Annotated in this window: 15 protein-coding genes; 13 read left to right on the forward strand and 2 right to left on the reverse strand. The window is 64.9% G+C overall.

From position 1 onward, the window contains the following. Positions 1-141: 141 nt before the first annotated feature. From RZO50_RS09080 to RZO50_RS09115, 8 genes are all read left to right on the forward strand, one after another. Positions 142-1863 carry a BNR-4 repeat-containing protein gene (locus tag RZO50_RS09080; protein ID WP_322599389.1) on the forward strand — a complete coding sequence of 574 codons (1722 nt, stop codon included), beginning with the start codon at positions 142-144 and terminating at the stop codon, positions 1861-1863. Between the two features lie 362 nt (positions 1864-2225). Continuing rightward, positions 2226-3065, forward strand: a complete 840-nt coding sequence (locus RZO50_RS09085) for a sugar phosphate isomerase/epimerase family protein (RefSeq protein WP_322599390.1) — start codon at positions 2226-2228, stop codon at positions 3063-3065. Beyond that, on the forward strand, positions 3062-4111 hold the full coding sequence (locus RZO50_RS09090) for a Gfo/Idh/MocA family protein (protein WP_322599391.1): 1050 nt from the start codon (positions 3062-3064) through the stop codon (positions 4109-4111). Before RZO50_RS09085 ends, RZO50_RS09090 begins: the two co-directional genes overlap by 4 nt. Beyond that, positions 4108-5301 (forward strand): Gfo/Idh/MocA family protein, encoded by a 1194-nt coding sequence (locus tag RZO50_RS09095; RefSeq protein WP_322599392.1) that lies wholly within the window; start codon positions 4108-4110, stop codon positions 5299-5301. The genes RZO50_RS09090 and RZO50_RS09095 overlap by 4 nt, the downstream gene beginning before the upstream one ends. Next, the gene (locus RZO50_RS09100; RefSeq protein ID WP_322599393.1) at positions 5298-6155 is read left to right on the forward strand and encodes a sugar phosphate isomerase/epimerase family protein; all 858 of its coding nucleotides are present in this window, start codon (positions 5298-5300) and stop codon (positions 6153-6155) included. Before RZO50_RS09095 ends, RZO50_RS09100 begins: the two co-directional genes overlap by 4 nt. Before the next feature lie 80 nt (positions 6156-6235). Next, positions 6236-9259 (forward strand): family 78 glycoside hydrolase catalytic domain, encoded by a 3024-nt coding sequence (locus RZO50_RS09105; RefSeq protein WP_322599394.1) that lies wholly within the window; start codon positions 6236-6238, stop codon positions 9257-9259. Positions 9260-9334: 75 nt separating this feature from the next. Further along, positions 9335-10858 (forward strand): sulfatase family protein, encoded by a 1524-nt coding sequence (locus RZO50_RS09110; protein ID WP_322599395.1) that lies wholly within the window; start codon positions 9335-9337, stop codon positions 10856-10858. A gap of 121 nt (positions 10859-10979) precedes the next feature. Then, positions 10980-12515, forward strand: a complete 1536-nt coding sequence (locus RZO50_RS09115) for an ABC transporter substrate-binding protein (protein ID WP_322599396.1) — start codon at positions 10980-10982, stop codon at positions 12513-12515. Positions 12516-12570: 55 nt separating this feature from the next. Here RZO50_RS09115 and RZO50_RS09120 read toward each other — a convergent pair whose 3' ends face one another. Together RZO50_RS09120 and RZO50_RS09125 are read right to left on the reverse strand one after the other, a co-directional pair. Next, a complete protein-coding gene (locus RZO50_RS09120; protein WP_322599397.1) occupies positions 12571-14190 on the reverse strand; it encodes a hypothetical protein in 1620 nt (539 codons plus the stop codon). A 211-nt stretch (positions 14191-14401) separates the two neighbouring features. Continuing rightward, positions 14402-15883 carry a sulfatase family protein gene (locus tag RZO50_RS09125; protein ID WP_322599398.1) on the reverse strand — a complete coding sequence of 494 codons (1482 nt, stop codon included), beginning with the start codon at positions 15881-15883 and terminating at the stop codon, positions 14402-14404. Between the two features lie 258 nt (positions 15884-16141). On the opposite strand from RZO50_RS09125, the gene RZO50_RS09130 reads away from it, so the two are divergent. From RZO50_RS09130 to RZO50_RS09150, 5 genes are all read left to right on the forward strand, one after another. After that, positions 16142-17689 carry an ABC transporter substrate-binding protein gene (locus tag RZO50_RS09130; RefSeq protein WP_322599399.1) on the forward strand — a complete coding sequence of 516 codons (1548 nt, stop codon included), beginning with the start codon at positions 16142-16144 and terminating at the stop codon, positions 17687-17689. An 85-nt stretch (positions 17690-17774) separates the two neighbouring features. Further along, positions 17775-18716: an ABC transporter permease gene (locus tag RZO50_RS09135; RefSeq protein ID WP_322599400.1), complete on the forward strand. Its 942-nt coding sequence runs from the start codon at positions 17775-17777 to the stop codon at positions 18714-18716. Beyond that, on the forward strand, positions 18713-20557 hold the full coding sequence (locus RZO50_RS09140) for a dipeptide/oligopeptide/nickel ABC transporter permease/ATP-binding protein (RefSeq protein WP_322599401.1): 1845 nt from the start codon (positions 18713-18715) through the stop codon (positions 20555-20557). The genes RZO50_RS09135 and RZO50_RS09140 overlap by 4 nt, the downstream gene beginning before the upstream one ends. A gap of 2 nt (positions 20558-20559) precedes the next feature. Further along, complete coding sequence (locus tag RZO50_RS09145) at positions 20560-21408, forward strand: ATP-binding cassette domain-containing protein (protein WP_416211590.1); 849 nt, start codon at positions 20560-20562, stop codon at positions 21406-21408. Next, a complete protein-coding gene (locus RZO50_RS09150) occupies positions 21408-22424 on the forward strand; it encodes a hydroxyacid dehydrogenase (protein WP_322599403.1) in 1017 nt (338 codons plus the stop codon). Before RZO50_RS09145 ends, RZO50_RS09150 begins: the two co-directional genes overlap by 1 nt. Positions 22425-22569 lie beyond the last annotated feature (145 nt).

The raw sequence follows: 22569 nt of genomic DNA on the forward strand, positions 1-22569 counted from the left end.
CTGATCGGAGCCATAGCTGTGGTGATGCCCGTTATCGGCGTCGTTCCTGCGGTGGCTTGGGAAGCGCCGCCGTCGCCAGGTGTGACCGAGACGCGATCGACCGTCCTGACGGGGAACGCCCAGACGAGCCTCACGCGAAGGATGAACGGGAACGCCCACCAGCAGGGGCCGATCGTCAGCCACGAAGGATGGCAGTACACGGCCTTCTATACCGAATCCGGCGAAATCAACGGCGCGGGCGCGCCCATCCGGAACGTCTCGCTGGGCCGTAGAGCGCTCCCGGACGGAGAGTGGGAGGTGATGACCTTGCGCGACTACGCGCAGACGAAGAACGACCCGCACAATGTGGTGGCAATCGGTCTCAGCGCCTCCGATGGACGCATCCACCTGGCGTTCGACATGCATGCCGAGCCACTGCACTATCGGCAGTCCCTCCCCGGCGTTCTCGAAGATCCTGCCGCCACCGCGTGGACCCCCGAACTGTTCGGGCCCGTTCAGGACTTCCTCGAGGAGCCGGGTGCCCCGGTCGATGTCGTCACCTACCCGCGCTTCGTGATGAAGCCGAGTGGCGGGCTCCTCCTGGAGCTTCGAAAGGGCGGGTCGGGCAGTGGGGACAGCCTGCTCTGGGATTACGAGAACGGCGCGTGGGAGGCTCGAGGCGTATTCGTGTCGGGCACCTCCAGCGACACCACGCGACCCAACGAGAACGCTTACTACAACGGCATCCAGTACGACGGCAATGGCCGTCTGCACGCGACCTGGACGTGGCGGGAGACGCCTGATCCGGTGACGAACCACGATCTGATGTATCTCTACAGCGACGACGATGGGAGAACATGGCATCGGAATGACGGCGAGCGGGCGGCGGTGACAGGTGTGGACCCGGTCCGCCCAGACACGCCGGGTGTCACCGTATGGGAGATCCCGCAGGGCAGCGACGTGGGAAACCAGGAAGGCCAATGGGTCGACCAGGAGGGCCGTGTGCACGTGACCATGCGGGACGATGACTCGGGGGTGAGGGAGCACGTGCACTATTTCCGGGACCTCGAGGGAACGTGGCACCAGAACCGCACAGGAATCGCTCACACCGGCCGCTCGAAGATCGTGACGGACAAAATGGGCAACGCCTTCATCCTGACGGCGGGTTTGCAGGTGCTGGCTGCCACGAGCGAGGCGGATTATGCCGACTGGCGCGTCGCTCGAGAGCCTGTCGCCGGTCTGGGCCCCGAGCCCTTGTTCGATCCCGTCCTCGCTGCTGACCAGGGTCTGCTCTCGGTCTTCATCCCGGAGGTCCTTCCCGGCGGATTCGCGCCGTCGACGGGAGTCATTCACGTGAAGGACTTCGCGTTCTCCTACCCTGTCTCGAGCCTGCAGGTCTCTGTTTCGGGCGAGCCGGCGATCGATGCTTCGATCATCGTTTCCGTTCGCGCGCTGGACGAGTACGGCAATGAGGTGGGGGCGATCGATGACGATGATGTCCTCATCACCAGTTCCGACGCCAGTGACGTCATCTCGCAACGCGAAGTGAGGTTGGGTCAGGCGGGGGAGCGACGGCTCACCGTGGCGCTGGACGGTGTCGATGTCACGGGTTACGTCGACCTCACCGTCCCGGCCGATGCCAGTGAACCGGAGCCCACGTCAACTCCGACCGTCGAACCCACGTCAACCCCGACCGTGGACGCATCGGCTGAACCGGCTCCGACCTCCACGGCGAATCCCTCATCGGCGACGGCAACCGGTGACCTCGCTGCGACCGGAGGATCGAGCCCGGCTCCCTTCGCCATCGGAGCGGCGATCCTGGCTCTCCTCGGTGCCGTGGCGGTCGTCATCGCGCGTGCGCGGAATCGGGCCGGAACGCGATAGGTGCCGATACGGTGGCCCAGCCTCTCGGAGGAACTCCCGGGGTTGGGCCGCCGTCGCGCCACGTGCTCCGTCTCTCTCGCGTGGTCCGACAGCGGACCTTATGGTGAATGCCGGGCCCTCGTGTGGGAATCCAGGAGGACAGCTGGCAATCGATTCGCATCAGGATCCGGCGCTGCTCACGGCCCGGGGAATCGCTGATAACGATGTATGAGAGGCGCGGGCTTGCTGGATCGAGAGATAATTCGGCAATCGGTTGACAAACGGTCGATTGGTCGGGAGACTACCTGAAGCCTGCCTGCGGACTGAGCGCGCACACGACCGCTCGTCGAGGCCGGCAGTCGCATACAGAGAGGTTTGCATTCATGAGACGCGCCACGTGGACACTGTCTGGTTTCGGTGATGAAGTCGATCCGAATCCCGACACGCAAGTGGCCGTGCTGCAAGCGCTCGGTGCGTCTCACGTCGAGGTGCGCAGCGCTTGGGGTGTCAATGTCGTAGATCTCGATGAAGAGCAGATTTCACGCTTGGGGAAGCTCCTCGAGGACCGTGGAATGAAGGTGTCGGCCATCGCCTCACCGATCGGGAAGGTGGCCTCCGACTCGTCGATCGAGGACGAAGTCGCGCGGCTCGAGAAGGTCATCGGCGTGACGCACGCGCTCGGGGCCGCCAACATCCGCGTCTTTTCCTTCTACCCCCCGCCCGGGCGGTCCCCGCAATCCGTCCGCGACGACGTGCTCTCGAGGATGCATGCGATGGCGCGCGTCGCGGAACGTGAAGGCGTCGTGCTCGTCCACGAGAACGAGAAGGCCATCTATGGCGACATCCCCGATCGAGTGCTGGACGTGGTCGAGTCGGTCGGGTCGTCCGCCCTTCGTCTGGCGTGGGACAACGCGAACTTCGTGCAAGTGGGCGTCCGGCCGTACTCCGACGGGTGGGCGTTGCTGAGTCCGTACGTGGACTACTTTCAGGTCAAGGATGCGCGAGCGCAGGACGGCGCGGTCGTTCCAGCCGGCACGGGCGACGGGCAGCTGCGCGAGACGATGATCGCCATGCGTGACAGCGGATATCGAGGCTTTGCATCTTTGGAACCCCATTTGGCTTCGGCGCATGAGCTGGGTGGTTTCTCCGGGCCCGTGGCCTTCGGGGAGGCCGCGCGAGCGTTCCGTCATCTTGCCGACGACCTCGAGATCGCGCTCTCGTGAGTCGTCACCGTGTCGCCGTCATCGGGTGCGGGGACGTTTCAGCCGTGCATCTGGCTGCGATTGACCAGAACGATGCGGTCGAGCTCGTCGGGGTCTGTGACCCGGACGACGGACGGCGTACTGCCGCCGAGCAGGCGACCGGAGTTCCCGGATACCCCGACGTCCGGTCACTCCTCGACGACGTCGCGCCTGATGCCGTGCACATCTGCACACCTCATGACCAACACGCCGGTCCTGCGATCGAGGCGCTCGATCGCGGCATCCACGTCCTGCTTGAGAAACCCCTCGCCGAGTCGCTGTTCGCTGCGGACGAGATCATCCGAGCGGCAGACCGCTCGTCGGCGACCCTCGGTGTGTGCTTCCAGAACCGGTACAACCCTCCCGTTCAGCGACTGCGGGAGCTGCTCTCCTGCGATTCCATCGGCGAGGTCCGCTCGGTCAACGCGACGGTGATGTGGAGTCGGACGGACGACTATTACGCCTCCCGTCCGTGGCGCGGCCGCTGGGAGTGCGGCGGCGGCGGCCTGTTAATGAATCAGGCGATCCATACAGTCGATCTGCTCCTGTGGCTCTTCGGCCCAGCCCGGTCGGTGCAGGGAGGTATCGGCAATCGCGCGCACCCGCTTGTCGATGTCGAAGACACCGCAGACATGGTGATCACCCACGACAGCGACGTGCGATCCGTGCTTTTCGCGACCGTGGCCAATGGGGCCAACGATCCCGTCGCGTTGGTCATTCAGGCGGAGTCGGCGTGCCTGCGGCTGGCGGGAGGTCTGCACGTCGAGTGGGCCGATGGGCGGACCGAGACTGTCGACGCCGACGTATCGTCCGGGGCCCGGTCGTACTGGGGCGTGTCGCATCGAGCGCTCATCGACGATTTTTATCGTTCGCTGAACGCGCGTGAATCGTTCTGGATCGATGGGCGAACCGCGCGTACGTCGATCGCGGTCATCAAAGACGTCTATCGCCAGGCGGGTCGACCCGCGGTCGGCGTCGTCGAGCATCCCGCCCGCGGGATGGAAGAGAGGAAGGAAGCGGACGCATGAGGGACGTCGTCAGGCTCGGAATCATCGGGTACGGAACGCAGGGATCGATGTACGCACGGCTCATCGACCAAGGGCTCGTTCCGAGCCTGGCCGTCGCAGCCATCGCGGATCCGGATGAGGCCACGCGTGATCGGGCTTCAGCAGAATTCCCATCCGCGCAGGTCTTCACCGACCATATCTCGATGCTCGACAGTGGTGCCGTCGACGCCGTCGTCACCTGCGTGCCACATTACCTCCACCCGGCCTACGCAATGGCGGCTCTCGAGCGCGGCATCCATGTGCTCGTGGAAAAGCCTGCGGGCGTCTTCACACGTCAAGTCGCCGAACTCAACGCGTTCGCCGCCGAGCATCCCCACGTGACATTCGGGATCATGTTCAACCAGCGCAACAATCCGCTCTACCGCCGCCTGCGGGAGATTCTGGCCGCGGGTGAGATCGGCAGTGTGCTGCGAACGAACTGGGTGATCACGACCTGGTGGCGGCCGCAGGGGTACTACGACTCGAGTGCCTGGCGGGCGACCTGGGGGTCCGAAGGCGGGGGGGTCCTGGTCAACCAGGCACCGCATCAGCTTGATCTCTGGCAGTGGCTGTGCGGGGCTCCGCAGAAGGTGTTCGCGAAGGTGGCCTACGGGTTCCAGCGAGACATCGTCGTGGAGGATGAGGTCAACGCTCTGGTCGACTTCGGAGAGGGCGTCACGGGTACGTTCACGACCTCAACGCATGACCTGCGCGGAACCGACCGACTAGAGATCGTCGGCGAACGCGGGAAGATCGTCGTCGAGGGCAGCCGGGTCGCCGAGGTCACCCGCTACGAACGCCTCGAGCGGGAGATCAGCGCGTCGATCGATTCCGATGCGGTCAAGCGCGTCTTCTCGGGCGAGCTCGACCCGTCGCAGTTCTACACGACCGAGCGCCTGGAGTTCACGTCGCGCTGGGGCGAACAGCATGCGGGAGTGCTGGAGAACTTCGCCCGGAACATCCTCGACGGTACGCCCCTGATCGCGCCGGGCGCGGATGGCATCGACGGGGTGCGTCTGGCGAATGCCATACATCTGTCGAGTTGGCTCGGGGTGGAAGTCGACATGGACTTCGACGAAGAGACCTATCTCAGCGAGCTTGAGAAGCGGGTTCACGCAGAGGGCGGCGACGCAACCCTCGCGACCGCAGCGATCGAAGGAGTACGGAAGTGATCATCGGAGCACAGGCGATGATGCTCAAGGAGGAGTTCGCCCGCGATGGCGTCTTCCGCACTCTCGAGAAGCTCGCGGCGATCGGGTATCGGTCGATCGAGGTCAGTCAAGTACCCATGGTCCCTGAGACCGTTGCCGAGCTCTCGCGCGCCCAACATGAGCTGAGCATGGACGTGAGCGCGATCTCCTGCCTCCTCGCGGCGCCGGAGGGGTCTCCCTTCGATGCATTGGATGCCGATTTCGCGAAGATCGTCGCCGATGCCAAGGCTCTAGAGTCCCAGCACGTTCGAATCGGCATCCTGACATACGAGGCGCTCGCCTCGCGGGCCCGCCTTGAGCACTTCTGCGACACGATCGAGGAGTATGGGAAGCGGCTCGCGGACGAGGGCTTGACCCTGAGCTACCACAACCATCACGTCGACTTCATGCGATTCGACGGCGACGCCGTCCTCGACGTGATCGTCGAGCGTTGCCCGAATGTCTTCTTGGAGATCGACGTGCACTGGGTCCAGCGAGGTGGCCTGGACCCGGTGCGGACTCTCGCGGCATATGGCGATCGCGTGGCGCTCGTTCATCTCAAGGACTACCGCATCGGCCATGTTCCAGAGGAGGCCTTCGCTCGGTACTTCGCGGGAGAACGGGGGGCGGTCCACGAGACGTTTCCCACACTCGTCCAGTTCGCGGAGATCGGGGAGGGCACCCTCGACTTCCCTGCGATCATCGCGGAGGCGGAGCGCATCGGCGTGCAACACGCATTCGTCGAGCAGGATCAGCGTTACGGTCGCACCTCACTCGAGGCACTGCAGACGTCGTATTCGAACGTCGTGGCGATGGGCTTCGGCGACAGATTCTGACGGCCGCGCGGCCCGGATCCCATCCCATCCCGTCATCTGCATGCCTTGGACCACGAACAGAACGCGAGGAGCGTCGACGAATGCTTGAGAACGACGCCCCGATCGAGGAGACGACCGGCGTCCGCGCCTGGGCGAACGATCGCCGCGATCCCCTCGATCTCGACGTGGGCTCGCCCGTCCGATTGCGCTGGTTGGCTGAGATCGATGGTGAGTCTCTCGTGCGGATCTGCGATGTCGCTCGAAGCACGGTGGTCTACGAGTGTGTTGTCCGGAGGGGAGAACGCGAGCATGCGGTCCCCCCGAACCTTCTTCAGCCGTCCTGCCGCTATCGGTGGCACGTGCTTTCGGCGCCGACGGCGCACGGAGTGATCGGAACCGGACCGGGGCGGGTGTGGAAGAACAGCGCGCCGATCTGGCTGCCGACACCCGCACCCGTCGGATGGCAGGACTACGACGTCACCGTCGTGATATGCCGGGCACCTCGCCTTCCGAATGGGCGCAAGCCCGCAGCGGGTAGCCGGCTCGATGTCCACTTCCGCGCCCCCGACCAGCGGAACGGCTACGTATGGACGGTCGATCCGGACGTCGGCGAGCTCATCGCATCCCGGCGATCCGAGGGGCGAGAGATATTGCTCGGCAGCGCCCGGTGGACTCCCGGGGGCGACGCTTCGACGCGCGTCGAGGTGGCCGCCCGCGGCGATCAGATCGTCACTCGCATCGACGGCGTCATCGTCCACCGAATCACCGACGCCACCTGGACGGAGGGGCGGGCCGGACTCGGAGCACCCGGGCACTCTCGCCCCCGGGTGTCTCACTTCGCGGTCGTGGACGCATCGGGCCGGCTTCTCGCCGGTGGAGACGATCGAGCTGTCGTCAACTCCGGCGAACGGGATGCGGCCGGTGTCCTCCAGGTGGCCCAGAGTTCGTTGGGCCTGACGCCGCCCGGCGGCGAGTGGGCGTTTCTTCGTCACGCGTTCGAGGTGCCGTCGGAGACTCCGGTGGCCTGGGCGACGCTGTTCATCACGGGGTCGTCAGCTGAGCCGGCCAGACAGTTCGTCTACCGCGCGAGCCTCAACGGCTTCGAACTGGGGACCGGGCCGGTCCGCTCAATCGGCGCCGAAGCGCGGTACGACGGTTTCGATGCGACTGCCCATCTGCGCCCGGGAGGCAATGTGGTCGGCGTGCACGCATGGACCACCGCGGATCAACGAGTCCAGGCGGAGCTGGTGATCGGTTTCACGGATGGGTCCGTCGATGTCGTCGGCACATCCTCCAGCTGGCGAGCTCTCGACGGGTTCCGCGCCTTGACGACGCTGGGAAGCATCGGCACCGGTCACTACGCAGCTCCGCGCGAGCACCTCGTCGGTTCAGCGTACCCCTGGGGGTTCGATGTCGACGAGAAGGTCGGGGCCGATTGGCCGGCGGCTCTGGAGCGGCCGGCCTTCGCCGCCCTCGAGCCCAACCCCGCCGAGAAGGTGACCGTCACACGGACTGCTCCGCGGGTGGTGCGGCGCACCGCTGCCGACACCGTTCTGCTCGACTTCGGGTTCACCCAGGTCGGTGGTCTGGAGGTGATGTCGATGCCGATGGCGGTGGACATCACGATCCGCTACGGCGAAATGCTCACGTCCGACGGTCGTGTACGCCACCGCATGTCCACAGGTAATCACTTCGCCGATCGTTGGGAGTCGGCGCCGGCATCCGCGGCCGTCTCCACGTGGGGTCTGCGCGTGTTCCGGTACGTCGAGATCGAAGGCCTCCCCGAAGAGTTCCCGCTCGAGGTCTTCCATGCCAGAGGGCACGTCTACCCGCTCGGGGAGCGCACAATGCTCGAGACCGATGACGCTGTGCTCGCAGACATTCTCGCGCTGTGCGAAACGACCATGGAGCAGAACAACGGGAACCTTCTCGTGGACTCGTGGAGTCGGGAACGCGAGCCGTACGAGGCCGACGCCTACCTGCAATCGCGGAGCAACGGCGCCCTGAGTGCCGACCACCAACTGGCGTCGTACTCGCTCGACTACCTTCTCGAGCGACGCACGTGGCCGACCGAGTGGCCCTTCTACCTGGTGATGTATGCGTGGGAGTTGTACCTCCGCTCGGGAGACGCCGACGGTCTGCGGCGCCGTCGGGAGGCGCTTTGCGCGCTTCTGCCGGAGGCTCTCCTGGATGCGACGACGGGATTGGTGACGAAGGATCACGGCAACGACGGCTCTTTCGGCAGGCTGGACGACGACATCGTCGACTGGCCCGAATCCGAGCGCGACGGATACCGTTTCGGCCCCGTGAACACCGTCGTCAATGCACTCGCCTGCGGCGCGTTCTCTGCCATGTCTCGCATCGATGCGGCGTTGGGGCTCCCGTCTGCGGATCGTCACGCGCGGACGGCCGCCCGCATGAAGGAGGCGATCAACCGCCTGCTCTGGAATGATCGGACGGGCGCCTACCGAGACGGTATCGATGCTTCCGGGCTCCCTGTCGACCACTGCGCGGCCCATGCCACGGCGTTCTCGGCAGCCATGGGGGTCGTGCCGCAGGATCGAGCGGAACGCGCCGGACGCTACCTGGCCGAACGCGGAATGGCGGTCAGTGTCTATGCAGCACCGTTCCTGCTGTCGGGCCTGATCCGCCTCGGACGGGCGGAGGCGGCGTATGGGCTCCTCGTGGGTGACGGGTTGCGGTCATGGAACGAGATGCTCCGTGTGGGCTCGGGGGCGACGATGGAAGCCTGGAGCGAGTCGCTGAAGCCGAATGTGAGTTGCGCTCACCCGTGGGCCGCATCGCCCCTCTTCCTCGTCGTCGAGGCTTTCGCGGGAATCAGACCGCTCGAGCCTGGATATCGGACCTTCGAGGTTGCGCCGTCGCTGCCGAACCGCATCGGGCGCCTCTCCGTCTCGTTGCCGACCTCGTCCGGTCGGATCTCGCTGGAACTCCGACGAAACGATCGCGGGATCTCGGCAGAGATCGAGGTGCCCCCTGCCACATCGGCCCGACTTCGCCTGGGGGGAGACGAGTGCGAACTCGGGCCCGGCCGACACCATCGCCAGATCACCGTCGCGATCGCGCCGAGGACGCGCTCGCCTCGCTCCGATGCAACCGCTTGATACGTCCCGAACCTCGAAGGAGATACGTCACATGAAGAACCAGACCGTCGATGAGGTCTCAGAGGTCAGCGCGTCATGAGTGATTCCACGCGGCCGAACGTCCTCTTCGTGATGACCGATCAACAGCGTTTCGATACGTTGGCCGCTCTCGGCAACGAGGACATCTCGACCCCGAACCTCGACCGCCTCGTCAATCGCGGCGCTGTCTTCGACAACGCCTACGCGACCTGCCCGGTGTGCGTGCCGTCGCGGTATTCCATCCTTTCCGGGGCGCAGCCGACGCGCACCGGCGTGTACGAGAACAGCGTCGAGCCGGGAACCCATGACGCGATCGTCGAACGTGTCGGCCCCTACCTGGCGACCGCCATGGGTGATCTCGGCTATCGCACCTGGGGGATCGGCAAGTTCCACACGATCCCGTGGGACGCCGACTCTGGGTTCGAGTTCCAGTTGCGCAGCGAGGAGATGTACCGGACCGAGGCGTCGCGCGCGGGGGACGACTACGCCGCGTTCATCGCCGACGAGCATCCCGAGTACAACTGGATCGAGGCGCTCATGGGTGAGCGCACGGATATGTACTACATGCCGCAGATGAGTGCTCTGCCCGCCGAGATCACTGTCGAGGCATGGGCGACGGATCGCGCGATCGAGCAGATCCAGGTCGACGATGAGCGGCCGTGGTTCGGCTATGTCTCGTACATCGGGCCCCATCCGCCCTTCGCGCCGCCGTTGCCCTACAACCGCATGTACGACCCCGATCGCATGCCGCTGCCCGTGTCCGGCGACCTCGCCGTCGATCACCTCGACCAGCAGATCCCGTGGATGAACCACGCGGTGTACGCCGAGGACGTCGACGCTCATCGTGCCCGTGCGCTCAAGGCCCGCTATTACGGTGAGATCAGTTATATCGATGCGTGCATCGGACGAATGCTCGACGCACTCGAGGCGAGCGGTGACGCAGACGACACCGTCATCTGCTTCTACTCCGATCACGGCGATCACCTCGGCGACCACAGTGCGTGGCAGAAGGAGAGCTTCTTCGAGGCATCCACACGCATCCCGTTCCTCTTGAGCTGGCCTGGGCGGATCACGCCCGGCGAGCGGCGCCAAGAACTCGCGTGTCTTGTCGACCTCTTCGGGATAGCGACGGGCGCAGCCGGGGCCGCGCAGCTGCGGCAGGGAGTTGACATCCTCGGGGGGTTGGATGACGCGACGCTCCGCCGAGATCTGCTGTTCGGCTATCACGGCAAACCCGGCACCGAGCGGTTCAAGGCCATGGTGCGTTGTGGTCCATACAAGCTGATCTGGATGTCGAATGGCCCGAACGCACTGCTGTTCGATGTGGCTTCCGACCCGCAGGAGCTGAACCCGATCCAGGACGATCACCCGACACTGGTCGCCCAGCTGTTGGATGAGCTCGAGGCCGAACTGCGGCGAGATGGAGTGGACGCCGCCTTCGACGATGCGGGGTTGCGCACGTTCGACTACACGGTGCGGCCTCTCGTCAGAATTGACCAGTTCGACATGTCACGCGGAGTGACGGGGTTCCCCGACACACCCGCAGACGTGCACTACGAACCGCCGGCGGGAGTGTCGTAGTCGCGAGTGTCCGGATCGACAGCCTGATTCGGGCTCCCACCCTTGACCGCTCCAGGAGCCAGTCCACACGCTGCGTGCTCCGAATCGCCGGGTGAGCACCGATTCGCACAAGGAGGAATCAATGAAGTTCCCAAGCCGGAAGGCCTTCACCGCGGGGGTCGCCTTGACCGCCGTTCTCGCCGTGACCAGTTGCGCGGCCGGCAGCACTGACGACGGCGAGGACGCGACGGGCCGTGGCGACACGCTGACGGTCGCCACCGTTCTCGAGGTCGAGTCCTTCGACCCCGCGCAGGCGAAGGGTGCGCACCATCGCCAGTTCTATCAGCCCGTCTACGACACGTTGATTCGACAGGAACCGGATCTGACGCTCGTGCCGATGCTCGCCACCGACTGGGAGTACAACGACGATGCAACCGAGCTGACGCTGACGATTCGTGACGACGTCGAGTTCACGGACGGCACGGCGCTCGACGCCGAAGCGGTCAAGCTGAACCTCGAGCGGCTCAAAGACGGAAACGGCCCCTCTGCGTCGTTGTTCTCGTTGGTGAGCGGCGTGTCGGCTCCGGACGAGACGACGGTGGTCATCTCTCTGGATGCCCCGGATCCTTCTCTGCTCGACAACCTCGCCGTCCAGACGAGCTTCATCGCCAGCCCCACCGCGATCGAGGCGGGCAACATCGACACGCAGCCGGTCGGGAGCGGGCCGTACGTGATGGATGTCGCCGCGTCGGTACCGGGTTCGCAGTACACGTTCGCCGCGAACGAGGACTACTGGGATCCGTCGATTCAGCACTACGACGAAGTGATTCTCCGAGTGATTCCCGACCGCACCGCGACGCTCAACGGCTTGCTGACCGGGCAGCTCAACGCCGGACTCATCACGCCCAAGACTCGCGATGAAGCCGTCGCCGGCGGGCTGGATGAGCACCTCAACGAGGTGAACTTCAGCGGAATCACGCTTCTCGACAGGGACGGTACCGTGCTGGAACCGCTCGGCGACAAGGATGTGCGGCAGGCGATCAACTATGCGATCGACCGATCGGAGATCTTGGCTCAGATCGAGCAGGGCCTTGGCACGGCAACGTCGCAGATCTTCCCCGAGGGCTCTCCCGCTTTCATCGAGGAGAACGAGGACCTCTATCCGTACGACCCTGAGAAGGCCAAAGAGCTGTTGGCTGGGGCCGGCTACGCAGACGGATTCGACATGGAGATCCCCGCGGTCAACGTGGACCCTGCCTTCCAGGCTGCGATCAGTCAGAACCTCGGAGACGTCGGGATCAATGTCGTCTGGAACGAGCGACCGGCGAGCGAGGGCGTATCGGTGGCGACATCGGGAGACTTTGTCGCCGCCGTGAAGCCGAACGGTCTGGGCAACACGTGGTGGATGGCACAGCAGATGCTCGCCCCGGACGCATCGAACAATCCGTTCGGGACTTCCGACCCGCGCATCGATGCGGCGCTCGAAACCATCCAGTTCGGCAGCGCAGAGGAGTCGGCGCAGGCGCAGCGGGACCTCAGCGCCGTAGTGACGGAAGACGCATGGTTCGTGCCCTTCTACCGGTCGGCGCTGGTTTTTGTCACGGACGAGGAGACCGAGGTCGACGTGCAGACCTACCAGGCCGTGCCGTCGATCTATTCCTACCGGCCCGCGGGCTGACACCTGGGTGGGGGGTGGGTGCTGCCGCACAACCCACCCCCCACGCTCGTTCGGATCAATGAGAACGTGCGCGAACGTGCACTTCGACAACCCTGTCCTCGGCACCGTCCATCGCCACGCGGAGAGGGAGGGCTTCGACGCCGGGAACCATGTTGAAGACCCTGTCTGCGACGGTCATCGCGCCGTTACTCTCTACGATCAGCGTGCCGCCTGACTTCTCGATCTCGATCCGTCGTTCTGATACCTGGTGGAGATCTTCTCCGGTAGGGGAGACGATCGGCACCACCAGGGCGGGGCTGCTCGAGGCCGACAGGGGCCCGCAGGACGCTCGGACGGTCAGGGCGTCGTCGGCGAATTGATAGAGTAGGTCGACATCGGCGTGACCGCCGGGAGGGGCGCAACCGTCTGCCGCCAGCAAGGTGGTGCGAACGCGTACGGTGATGGTTCCGCCGTCATCCGTCCACTCCACCCGCGACGATGGGTCATAGAGATGGGTGAACCAGTGCCCACCCGTGATCAGCTCGACACGAGGGGTGAGGGCGACATCCTCGTCGGGATTCGGTTGCTGGTTGCGGGGCTCGTACAGAACGTACCGGGGCATGCTCGAGGCGGTCAGAAGACCGAGGCGCTCATGATGGAGCACGCCCAGAGCGCCACCCATCGTGTGCAGCACGTCGTCGTGCCGTGCCTCCGCCAGATAGGACCCGTCATACGCTGAGACCGTTGCGCGCCAAGGCCCGCGTGCGGCGAGCCACACCGCGATCTCGGTGAATTCTCGCACGCCATCCGCGGCTTCGCGGGGGAGCGCTTCGTCGTTGTTCGTGAGGTTGGCATCAAGACCGGAGTCGACCACGAAAGCCAGGGCTTTCGCGTGCGCGAACGTGTGGTGGATGCACGCGGGGATTCCGCGCGTCGTGTAGTGCAGGCCGCCGTACAGGAGGCCGCCCTCGGTGGTCCTCGCGAGAAGGTCGAGGTTTCGCTGAGCGGCAAGTGCGAAAGCGGGGTCGCGATCGGCCATGGCGAGGTAGGCCGGTTGACACCCGTCGGTCGTGCGGCTTCCCCAGTAGGTCCACTTGAATTGGCGGGTGCCCCAACTGTTGTCCCATCCGCCATCGGGAAGCATGAACTCCAGGTGTCGCCTGAGCGACACGGTGAGGAGGGATGCAAGGCGGTCGTCGTCGTTCGCGAGTGCGTACAGGACTGCAGCGTTGAGGCTTTCCTCCACGTTGTACCCGAGATCGACCGGAGGCAGGCCGCGCCCGCTCACGTTCCGAGCGGGCTTGCCCTCGCCGGAGAGAAGACGGTTCGGCTCCGTGAAGAACGGTACGATCTGATCGACGAGGGACCGGGCGCGGCTCCGAAGGTCCGGCCTGTTCAGGACCCGCCCGATCAGGTCGAATGCATAGACGGCGGACACACCGTAGTTGATGTTGGTGATGTCGATCGCGGTGAAAGTCTCGCGCAGGTAGCCATCGGCAGCCTGCGCGAGCCGCGCTGCCCACTCCGAGCGATCCGTTTCGGAGAGAAGATCACCGTGATGATGCAGCGCCTCCGCCAGGGCGATCGCGCCGAACACCGTGGTGCCTCGCCAGGATGATGGATCGAGGTCGTTCGACCACGAGCCATCGTCCTGGCTGACGTTCTTGGACCACTCGTACAGGCGCAGTGCGGCCACGACCCACCGGGACTCACCGGTGGTGCGAGCGCGAGAGAGAAACGGATAGAGAGCTTCCCAGCAGCGTCCATGGATTCGCGGGCAGGCAGGACATTCGAGGCCGCCATCTCGAAGCGTGGATTCGCCGTCGGTGATCTGGTGGGCGATCAGCGCCTCACACCAGATGTCGAGGAGCTGGGCCGCCGACGTTGCATCAGCAGTTGTCATGCCGTCACGCGCCCGGCCGGTCAGGAATCCACGGACCGCCACGCACGACGAGCGTCGACGCCTCCGGGTCGCGCTCCAGCGCCCGCAGCGCCCGTAGGAGATCCTCACTGGGGCGCTCGCCGAGCGGGAGAGGCCCGTTCGCGCTGAGCGCGGCGAAGTCCGTGTCGGTCAGGTCGTCGAAGTGTGCGCGTGCCCGCGCGCGCATGTCTTCGACGACCTCGCGGCGGCGGGGGTTGAATGCAAGGTTCCTCGTTTCGCGCGGGTCGCGGATGCGATCGATGAGGAACTCGGCGCGGTCGAAGGCCGACCAGATGTACTTCCACTCGTGGGTGATAACCGCGTACAGGCCGAGCTCTCCGTCCTGGAACTGGCCGTAGATGGCACGCTGGGCGGGCGGCTGCGGCACGAGTGCAGCTCCGTCGCGTTCCTCATAGTCGATGCCGGCGAGTTCGAGAAGGGTCGGTCGGACATCGATCAGACTGACCGGTTCGTTGCGGACCTCCTCCGAAAAACCCGGGCCGTTGATGATCAAGGGCACGCGAGCGGCGACGTCGAGGAAGGACCGTTTGCCGTAGGCGCCATAGTCACCGAGGAACTCGCCATGGTCGGCTGACAGCAGGATCACGGTGTTCTCGCGGCATCCCACGTCGTCGAGCGCGCGGAGGATACGTGCGATCTGCGAGTCCAGGTAGCTCACGGAGGCGAAGTAGTAGGCAGACCGTAGCTGCTCGAGCCGGCGGTCGGTGCCGCCGTCTCGGTACTTGTATCGGTTCTGCAGGCGGTTGAAGACCGTGAGCAGACCGTCACTGCCTTGCGGGATGAAGGGATCCGGCATGGCCGAGGGCTCGAACCTCCGGTGCCACGGAGACGGCGGGGCAAACGGCGGGTGGGGTGCGATGAAGCTGGACCAGAGAAGGAACGGTCGGTTCTGGTCGTGCTGGTCGAGGAACGCGATGCTTCTGTCGGCGACCCAGTGCGAGTGGTGAAGCTCTTCGGGAACCGGTGACAGCTGGGGGACGTAGTACATCTCGTCACGCAGCCCGTGGGGGTGTTCGACATGGTCGAAGCCGCGGGAGGCCACGAAGTCGAGGTAGTCATCCGTCTCGGGAGTGCCGAACTCCTCCCCGGTGTCCCGTGTCTGGAAGCCCCGCAGGGAAGCGCCGTCGGGGGTGAAGTGCATCTTCCCGACCCCGTGGGTCCGGTACCCGGCCGTCGTCAGCTCGTCCATGAATGTCGTCGCCTGCGACATCGGCATCTCGTTGTCGAAGCACTCACCGTGTTGCGGCTCGAGTCCCGTGATGAACGCAGACCGCGCGGGAACGCAGACCGGCGAAGGTGTGTAGGCGGCGTCATAGCGCGTGCCTGACGCGGCGAGCGAGTCGCACGCCGGAGTATCTGTCATTCGATTGCCATAGCAACCGAGCGCATCAGCACGCAGTTGGTCGGCGAACAGGATGACGATGTTGGGTTGGTCGGTCGCAGCCATTGCGTTGCCTTCATCTTGCTTCTTTGACGCGGAATTTTCATCATCGTAGAGCCTGCAGGTCGCGTCCGGCAACGGGATCCCGGTCATCGGTGCACCCTATGGTCGCCGGGCGTTACCCGATCGTGACGGGAATGGCCGTTGACAGATCGAGAGGAGGCAGGTGACAATCGGTTGACAACTTCAGCACAAGGCAGTCACTGAAGCTGGGGAAAGCGTATTCCCGATTGCGGCGCCGAAGCCGCGCCAAAGGAGGCAACAATGAAGTTCCCAGTCCGCCGGGCGATCCTCGCGACGACGGTCGCGTTCGCGTCGACCGCTCTCGTCGTCGGGTGTACATCGGCCGGGGAGGATCCGACCGATAGCGACTCAGCCGAGTCGCCGCGGGGTGACTCGCTCACGCTCGGTACCGTCCTCGAGGTCAATTCCTTCGACCCGGCTCAAGCCCACTTCGCCCATCACCGGCAGTTCTTCCAGCCGACCTACGATTCGCTGCTGCGCCAGGAGCCTGACGGGACGATCGTGCCGATGCTCGCGACGGAGTGGGAGTACAACGAGGATTCCACGGAGCTGACCCTGACGATCCGCGATGACGTGACGTTCACCGACGGCACCGACCTGGATGCCGAGGCGGTGAAGTTCAACCTCGAACGGCTGAAGCAGGAGAACGGACCTGCTGCATCGACGCTGGGTCTGGTGTCCTCGATCGAGGCGCCGGCGGACGACACCGTCGTCATCGAGCTGGAAGCTCCCGACCCGGGTCTGCTCTACAACATGTCCGTCCAGGCAAGCTTCATCGGCAGCCCGACGGCAATCGAGGCCGGGGGTATCGACACCATGCCCGTCGGAAGCGGACCGTACGTGATGGACGCTTCGGCATCGATTCCGGGGTCGGAGTACACCTTCACGATCAACGAGGACTACTGGGATCCTTCCCTCCAGCACTATGACGAGATCGTGCTGAGCGTCATTCCGGACGCGACAGCCCGCCTCAACGCACTCCTCGCGGGGCAGATCGACGGCGCTCTGCTCTCGCCGAAGGCGCAGGAACAGGCGTTGTCCGGCGGCCTGGTCGACCACCTGTACGAGGTGAACATCGGCGGAATCATGTTGCTCGATCGCGACGGGACGGTTGTCGAGCCCCTCGCCGACGTCCGGGTGCGCCAGGCCATCAACTACGCCATCAACCGTGAAGAGTTCGTCGCGCAGGTGGAAGCGGGCCTGGGCACCACCACCTCGCAGATCTTCCCGCCGGACTCGGACGCGTTCAACCCGGAGTACGAGGACTTCTACGCGTACGATCCGGATAAAGCACGCGAGCTGTTGGCCGAGGCCGGCTATTCGGACGGGTTCGATATCGAGATCCCCTCGGTCAACACAGATCCCGCCTACCTGGCGGCCATGAGCCAGTACCTCGGGGATGTCGGGATCCGCGTGACCTGGAATGAGCGGCCCGCGAGCGAAGGAGCGTCCGTGGCATCGTCCGGGGACTACGTCGCGTCGTTGAAGCCGAACGCACAGGGCCCGACCTGGATCATGGCCAATCAGCTCATCACGCCGGACGCCATCTACAACCCGTTCCGCAACACGGATCCGCGGATCGACGAGGCGCTCGAAGTGATCCAGTTCGGTTCCGAAGAAGAGTCGGTCGCCGCTCAGCAGGATTTGAACGCCTTCATCACCGAAGAAGCCTGGTTCGCGCCGGTCTACCGTCCAGCGATGGTCTACGTGACGAATGCGGAGACCGACGTGGAGTCGCAGGTCGGTCAGGCGGTTCCGTCGCTGTATTACTACACCCCGATCGGATAAGTTCCGCACACCGGCTGGAGATCATCCACCAAGTGAGGTGGGTCGGACATCGTCCGGCCCACCTCACACAACCAGATTGTCATTCATGATCCTTTTCTTGATCCGAAGAGTTCTTTCGGGGATCGCCGTCCTCTTCGTCGTGTCGACCCTCGCCTTCTTCCTGCTCTACTTCTCCTCGCAGAACGTCGCGCAGAACATCCTCGGCGAAGTCGCGACGGAGGAGCAGATCGAGCAGAAGACCGTCGAGTTGGGACTCGATCGTCCGCTGGTGGAGCGCTACGTTGACTGGCTCTCGTCCGCGCTCACGGGCGATTTCGGCACGTCATGGTTCACCAGTCAGCCCGTCCTCGACAGCATCCTGCTCCGACTTCCTGTCACGCTCTCGCTCGTTGTGCTCACCACGATCGTCACCGCCGTGGTCGCGGTCCTGGTCGGCGTCACCGCAGCCGTCAAACGCGGCGCGGTCGACCGGTCTCTCCAGGGCGTGGCAATCGCGGGGGACGCGGTTCCGCAGTTCGTCATGGCGGTTGCGCTCGTGACCCTCTTCGCTCTTCAACTCGGGTGGTTTCCTGCGATCGGGTACGAACCGATCGCGGGCGGCGTCGGACCATGGATCTACTCGTTGACACTTCCCGTCGCCGCTCTGGCGATCAGCGCCATCGCATCGACGGCTCAGCAAATCAGAAGCTCGATGATCTCCATGCTGAGTATGGACTGGGTTCGGACGCTGAGAAGTCGAGGGCTCTCGGGCAACGAGATCCTGTACCGGCACGTCCTTCGGGCAGCCGCTCCGGCCGGCCTGACGATTTTGTCCCTCCACTTCATCAACATGTTGAGCGGTGCCGTGGTGATCGAGCAGATCTTCGCGCTTCCCGGCGTCGGATTCCTCGCCTTGCAGGCGTCGATCATCGGCGACATGCCGCTTCTCATGGGCGTGCTCGTCTACGTCGTTCTCGTTGTGATCATTGTCAATCTGCTCGTCGACCTTCTCGTCGGCTGGCTCAACCCGAAGGCGCGCGTCGCATGACCATCCCCGATGAACTGACATCACGCCCGACGTCGAAGGCGACGCGGAGAAGTCGCTCGGGTCTCATCCGGCGTATCCTCAAGAACCCGTTGGGCGCGTTCTCGATGGGCTTCCTCGGCCTCGTCGTGCTTGTGGCGATCATCGGTCCCTGGATCGCCCCGTACGATCCGAACTTCGCCCAGCTCAGCAATGCGTTCCAGGGGCCGAGCGCGGAGCACCTCCTCGGCACCGACAGTGCCGGACGCGACATCCTCAGCCGTCTGATGATCGGCGCGCGAAGCACTCTGCTGGCGGCCGCGCTGGCGGCCAGCGTCGCGGTGGTCATCGCCTTGCCGACGGGGCTGAGCGCCGGGTACTTCGGGGGCTGGTTCGACGGGCTGGCGAGCTGGGCCACGAATATCCTCATGTCGCTGCCGGCGATCATCGTGCTCTTGGCCGCGAGCGCCTCGCTCGGCAAGGCCGTGTGGATCTCGATGACGGTGTTCGGTGTCATGATGTCGGCGGGCTTGTTCCGGCTGACCAGGACAACCGTCCGTGCCGTCCGTAACGAGCTCTATGTCGATGCGGCTCGGGTGTCGGGCTTGAGCGACCTGAGCATCGTCGGGCGTCATGTCTTGTTCGCGGTGCGCGCGCCGCTGGTGATCCAGGTCGCGCTTCTGTGCGGAGTGGCGATATCCATCCAGGCTGGTCTCGAGTTCCTGGGGCTCGGCGAGCCCAATGTGCCGACATGGGGCGCGATGCTGAGCGAAGGGTTCCTCAACATCTACACGGCGCCCGAGCTGGCACTGTGGCCGGGCCTGATCATCTCGCTCACGGTGGGCTCATTCATCGTGCTTGGCAGCGCGATCAGAGATGCACTCGAGGACAGCCCGACCGTCTCGGCTCGTGTCCGCAAGCAGGCTCGTGCGCAGGCAGCCGCCATGCGCGACGACTCAGCCGACGCATCTCCTCCCATTGGTTCGCCGGAGGAGGGTCAGGCGGGCGCGCTCCTCGACGTCGCAGGGCTGCGGATCTCCTACACCGAACCAGATGGCTCGCAGAAGACCGTGGTCAGCGACTTCACCTGTCACGTCAATCGCGGCGAAGTGGTGGGCGTTGTCGGCGAATCCGGTTCGGGCAAGTCTCAATCCGCCTTCGCGATCCTGGGCCTCCTGCCCGACGGTGCATCGATCGACCACGGATACGTCCGGTTCGACCAACACCTCCTCGTGGCGCCGGGGGGAGAATCCGCGACGTCGGGCACCGTCGCGGCGCTCCGCGGGGCCAAGATCGCGTACGTGCCCCAAGAGCCAATGAGTAATCTCGATCCGAACTTCACGGTCGGGCATCAGCTGATGCGGCCGATGATGCGCGTACTCGGACTGTCGCGCTCGGATGCGCGCAAACGCGCACTCGAGCTTCTCGACATCGTCGGGATCCGCGATCCCCAGCGAACCATGTCCGCGTACCCATTCGAGATCTCAGGCGGGATGGCTCAGCGCGTCCTCATCGCCGGGGCCGTCAGCTGCAAGCCTGACCTGCTCATCGCCGACGAACCGACCACAGCGCTCGATGTCACGGTGCAAGCGGAGGTACTCGCGCTGCTGCGGCGCCTGCGCGACGAACTTGACATGGGCGTGCTCCTGGTCACGCACAATTTCGGTGTCGTCGCTGACATCTGCGATCGCGTCGTGGTGATGAAGGCCGGCGAAATCGTGGAGCAGGGCGATGTGCGAAGCGTCTTGAAGGCCCCACGCGAGGCATACACACGCCGGCTGCTGGATTCCGTGCTGGAAGGAAAGCCGCCGATGACGATGCTCCTGTCGTCGGCGCAGAACCCTCGGAAGGAGGAGGGCAAGTGACGATCCCAGAAAAGGCCGGCGCACCGCTTCTCGCGCTGGACACCGTGAGCGTCGAGTATCCGCGGAAGCATCTGTTCGCCAAGCCATTCCGCGCGATCTCCGACATCGATCTCACGTTGGAGGCGGGGCGCACGCTGGGCCTCGTCGGAGAATCCGGGTCGGGGAAGACCACGCTGGGGCGCGCCGTCCTCGGACTGGTCCCCATTCACAGCGGTCGACTCCTCTTCGACGGGCACGACATCACCCACGCCAAGCGCCGGCAGCGTCGGTCATTGAGCAACGACATCCAAGTCGTCTTTCAAGATCCGTACACTTCTCTCAACCCTTCGTTGACAATCGTCGAGATCCTCTCCGAACCCTTGGTTGTGCAGGGTATGGGGAGAGCGGACTCTCGGAAACGAGTGCGCGAGGCCCTCGACCAGGTCGGCATGCCCGTCGACAGTGCACACCGGCGGCCGCGTGAGTTCAGCGGCGGGCAACGGCAGCGCATCGCGATCGCGCGCGCGCTGGTGATGTCACCCCGCCTCATCGTGTGCGACGAACCAGTCAGCGCGCTCGACCTGTCGACGCAGGCGCGTGTGCTGGATCTACTTCTTCAGATCCAGCGCGACACCGGTGTTTCCTATCTGTTCATCTCTCACGACCTCGACGTCGTCGCGCATCTCAGTCACCGTGTCGCCGTGATGCTCAAGGGCTCGATCGTCGAGGAGGGCGAGGCCGCGCAGGTGACCGAGTCGCCCGCGCATCCCTACTCGCAGAAATTGCTGCTCGCCTCTCCGGTCGCCGATCCGGACCGTCAACAGGAAAGGCGAGAGCGGTACCTCGCGCTCGCGTCCTCAAGCGCGCAATGATGGTCGCGCCACGCCAACGGGCGACTGCGCTCATCGTGATGGAGCACGACCGCCGCGACGATGTCTACGCCCCGCACGTGCTCGCATCGATCGAGCGACACTGCACCTGGGTGCATGAGCCACTGGACAGCGCCGGTCTCGCCGCGCGGCTCGACGTCCTCGCCGAGGTGGAGTACCTCTTCGTCGGCTGGGGAGCCCCAGTCCTCGATGAGACGCTGCTCGCGCACGCCCCCCGTCTGAAACTGGTTCTCATGGCCGCAGGCAGCATTCGAGGGATTGTGACGGATGCGTTCTGGGAGCGGGGGATTCCGATCGTCAGTGCGGCGTCGGCCAATGCCATCCCGGTGGCGGAGTTCACGATCGCGCATGTCGTCCTGGCTTTGAAGGGGTCCCATAGAATCGCGCGGGAGATGGCTGCCGGTGCGCCGTGGCCTCCTCCTTCGCGGCGGGAGGTCCCCGGGGTGTATCGCCGCACCGTCGGGCTGGTCGCGCTGGGGGCGATCGGCCGTCTCGTTGTCGAGCAGCTGCGCCGGTTCGAGGTTCACCTCCTCGCGCACGACCCGACACTCGGCTCCCGCGAGCCCGACCTCGAGGATGTCACTCCGACGAGTCTTGACGACGTCTTCGCGATGAGCGATGTGGTCAGCTGTCACCTTCCCTTGCTCCCCGACACGAGGGGGGCGATCGATGGAGCTCTGCTGCGGACGATGAAGCACGGTGCCACTTTCCTCAACACAGCCCGTGGCGCCGTGGTGAGGGAGGACGAACTCATCGGCGTTCTGCACGAGCGGCCAGATCTCACCGCCGTACTCGACGTCACGGAACGAGAGCCTCTGCCCGAATCATCCCCCTTGAGAGGCCTGCCCAATGTGTTCCTGACCGCCCACACCGCCGGCTCCCACGGTACAGAGCGTCAGCGGCTCGGCGAGCTCGTCGCCGAAGAACTCGACCGGCATCGACGGGGCGAGGCGCTGCGGCACACCGTGACGCGCGCGAGCTCGGCGACCCGCGCCTGAAGAGACGCGGGGGAGCGGGCGGCGAAAGGCGCAATGGAAATCGATTGAGGCCATTCGCGCCGCGCTTAAAGAAAACGTTCTCGGGCGGAATCGCAGAGAAAATGGCAATCGGTTGACACCTGGAAGGGAATCGGATTGGATGAGC

The sequence above is a fragment of the Microbacterium xanthum genome, from assembly GCF_034531355.1.
GTDB classification, from domain to species: domain Bacteria; phylum Actinomycetota; class Actinomycetes; order Actinomycetales; family Microbacteriaceae; genus Microbacterium; species Microbacterium xanthum.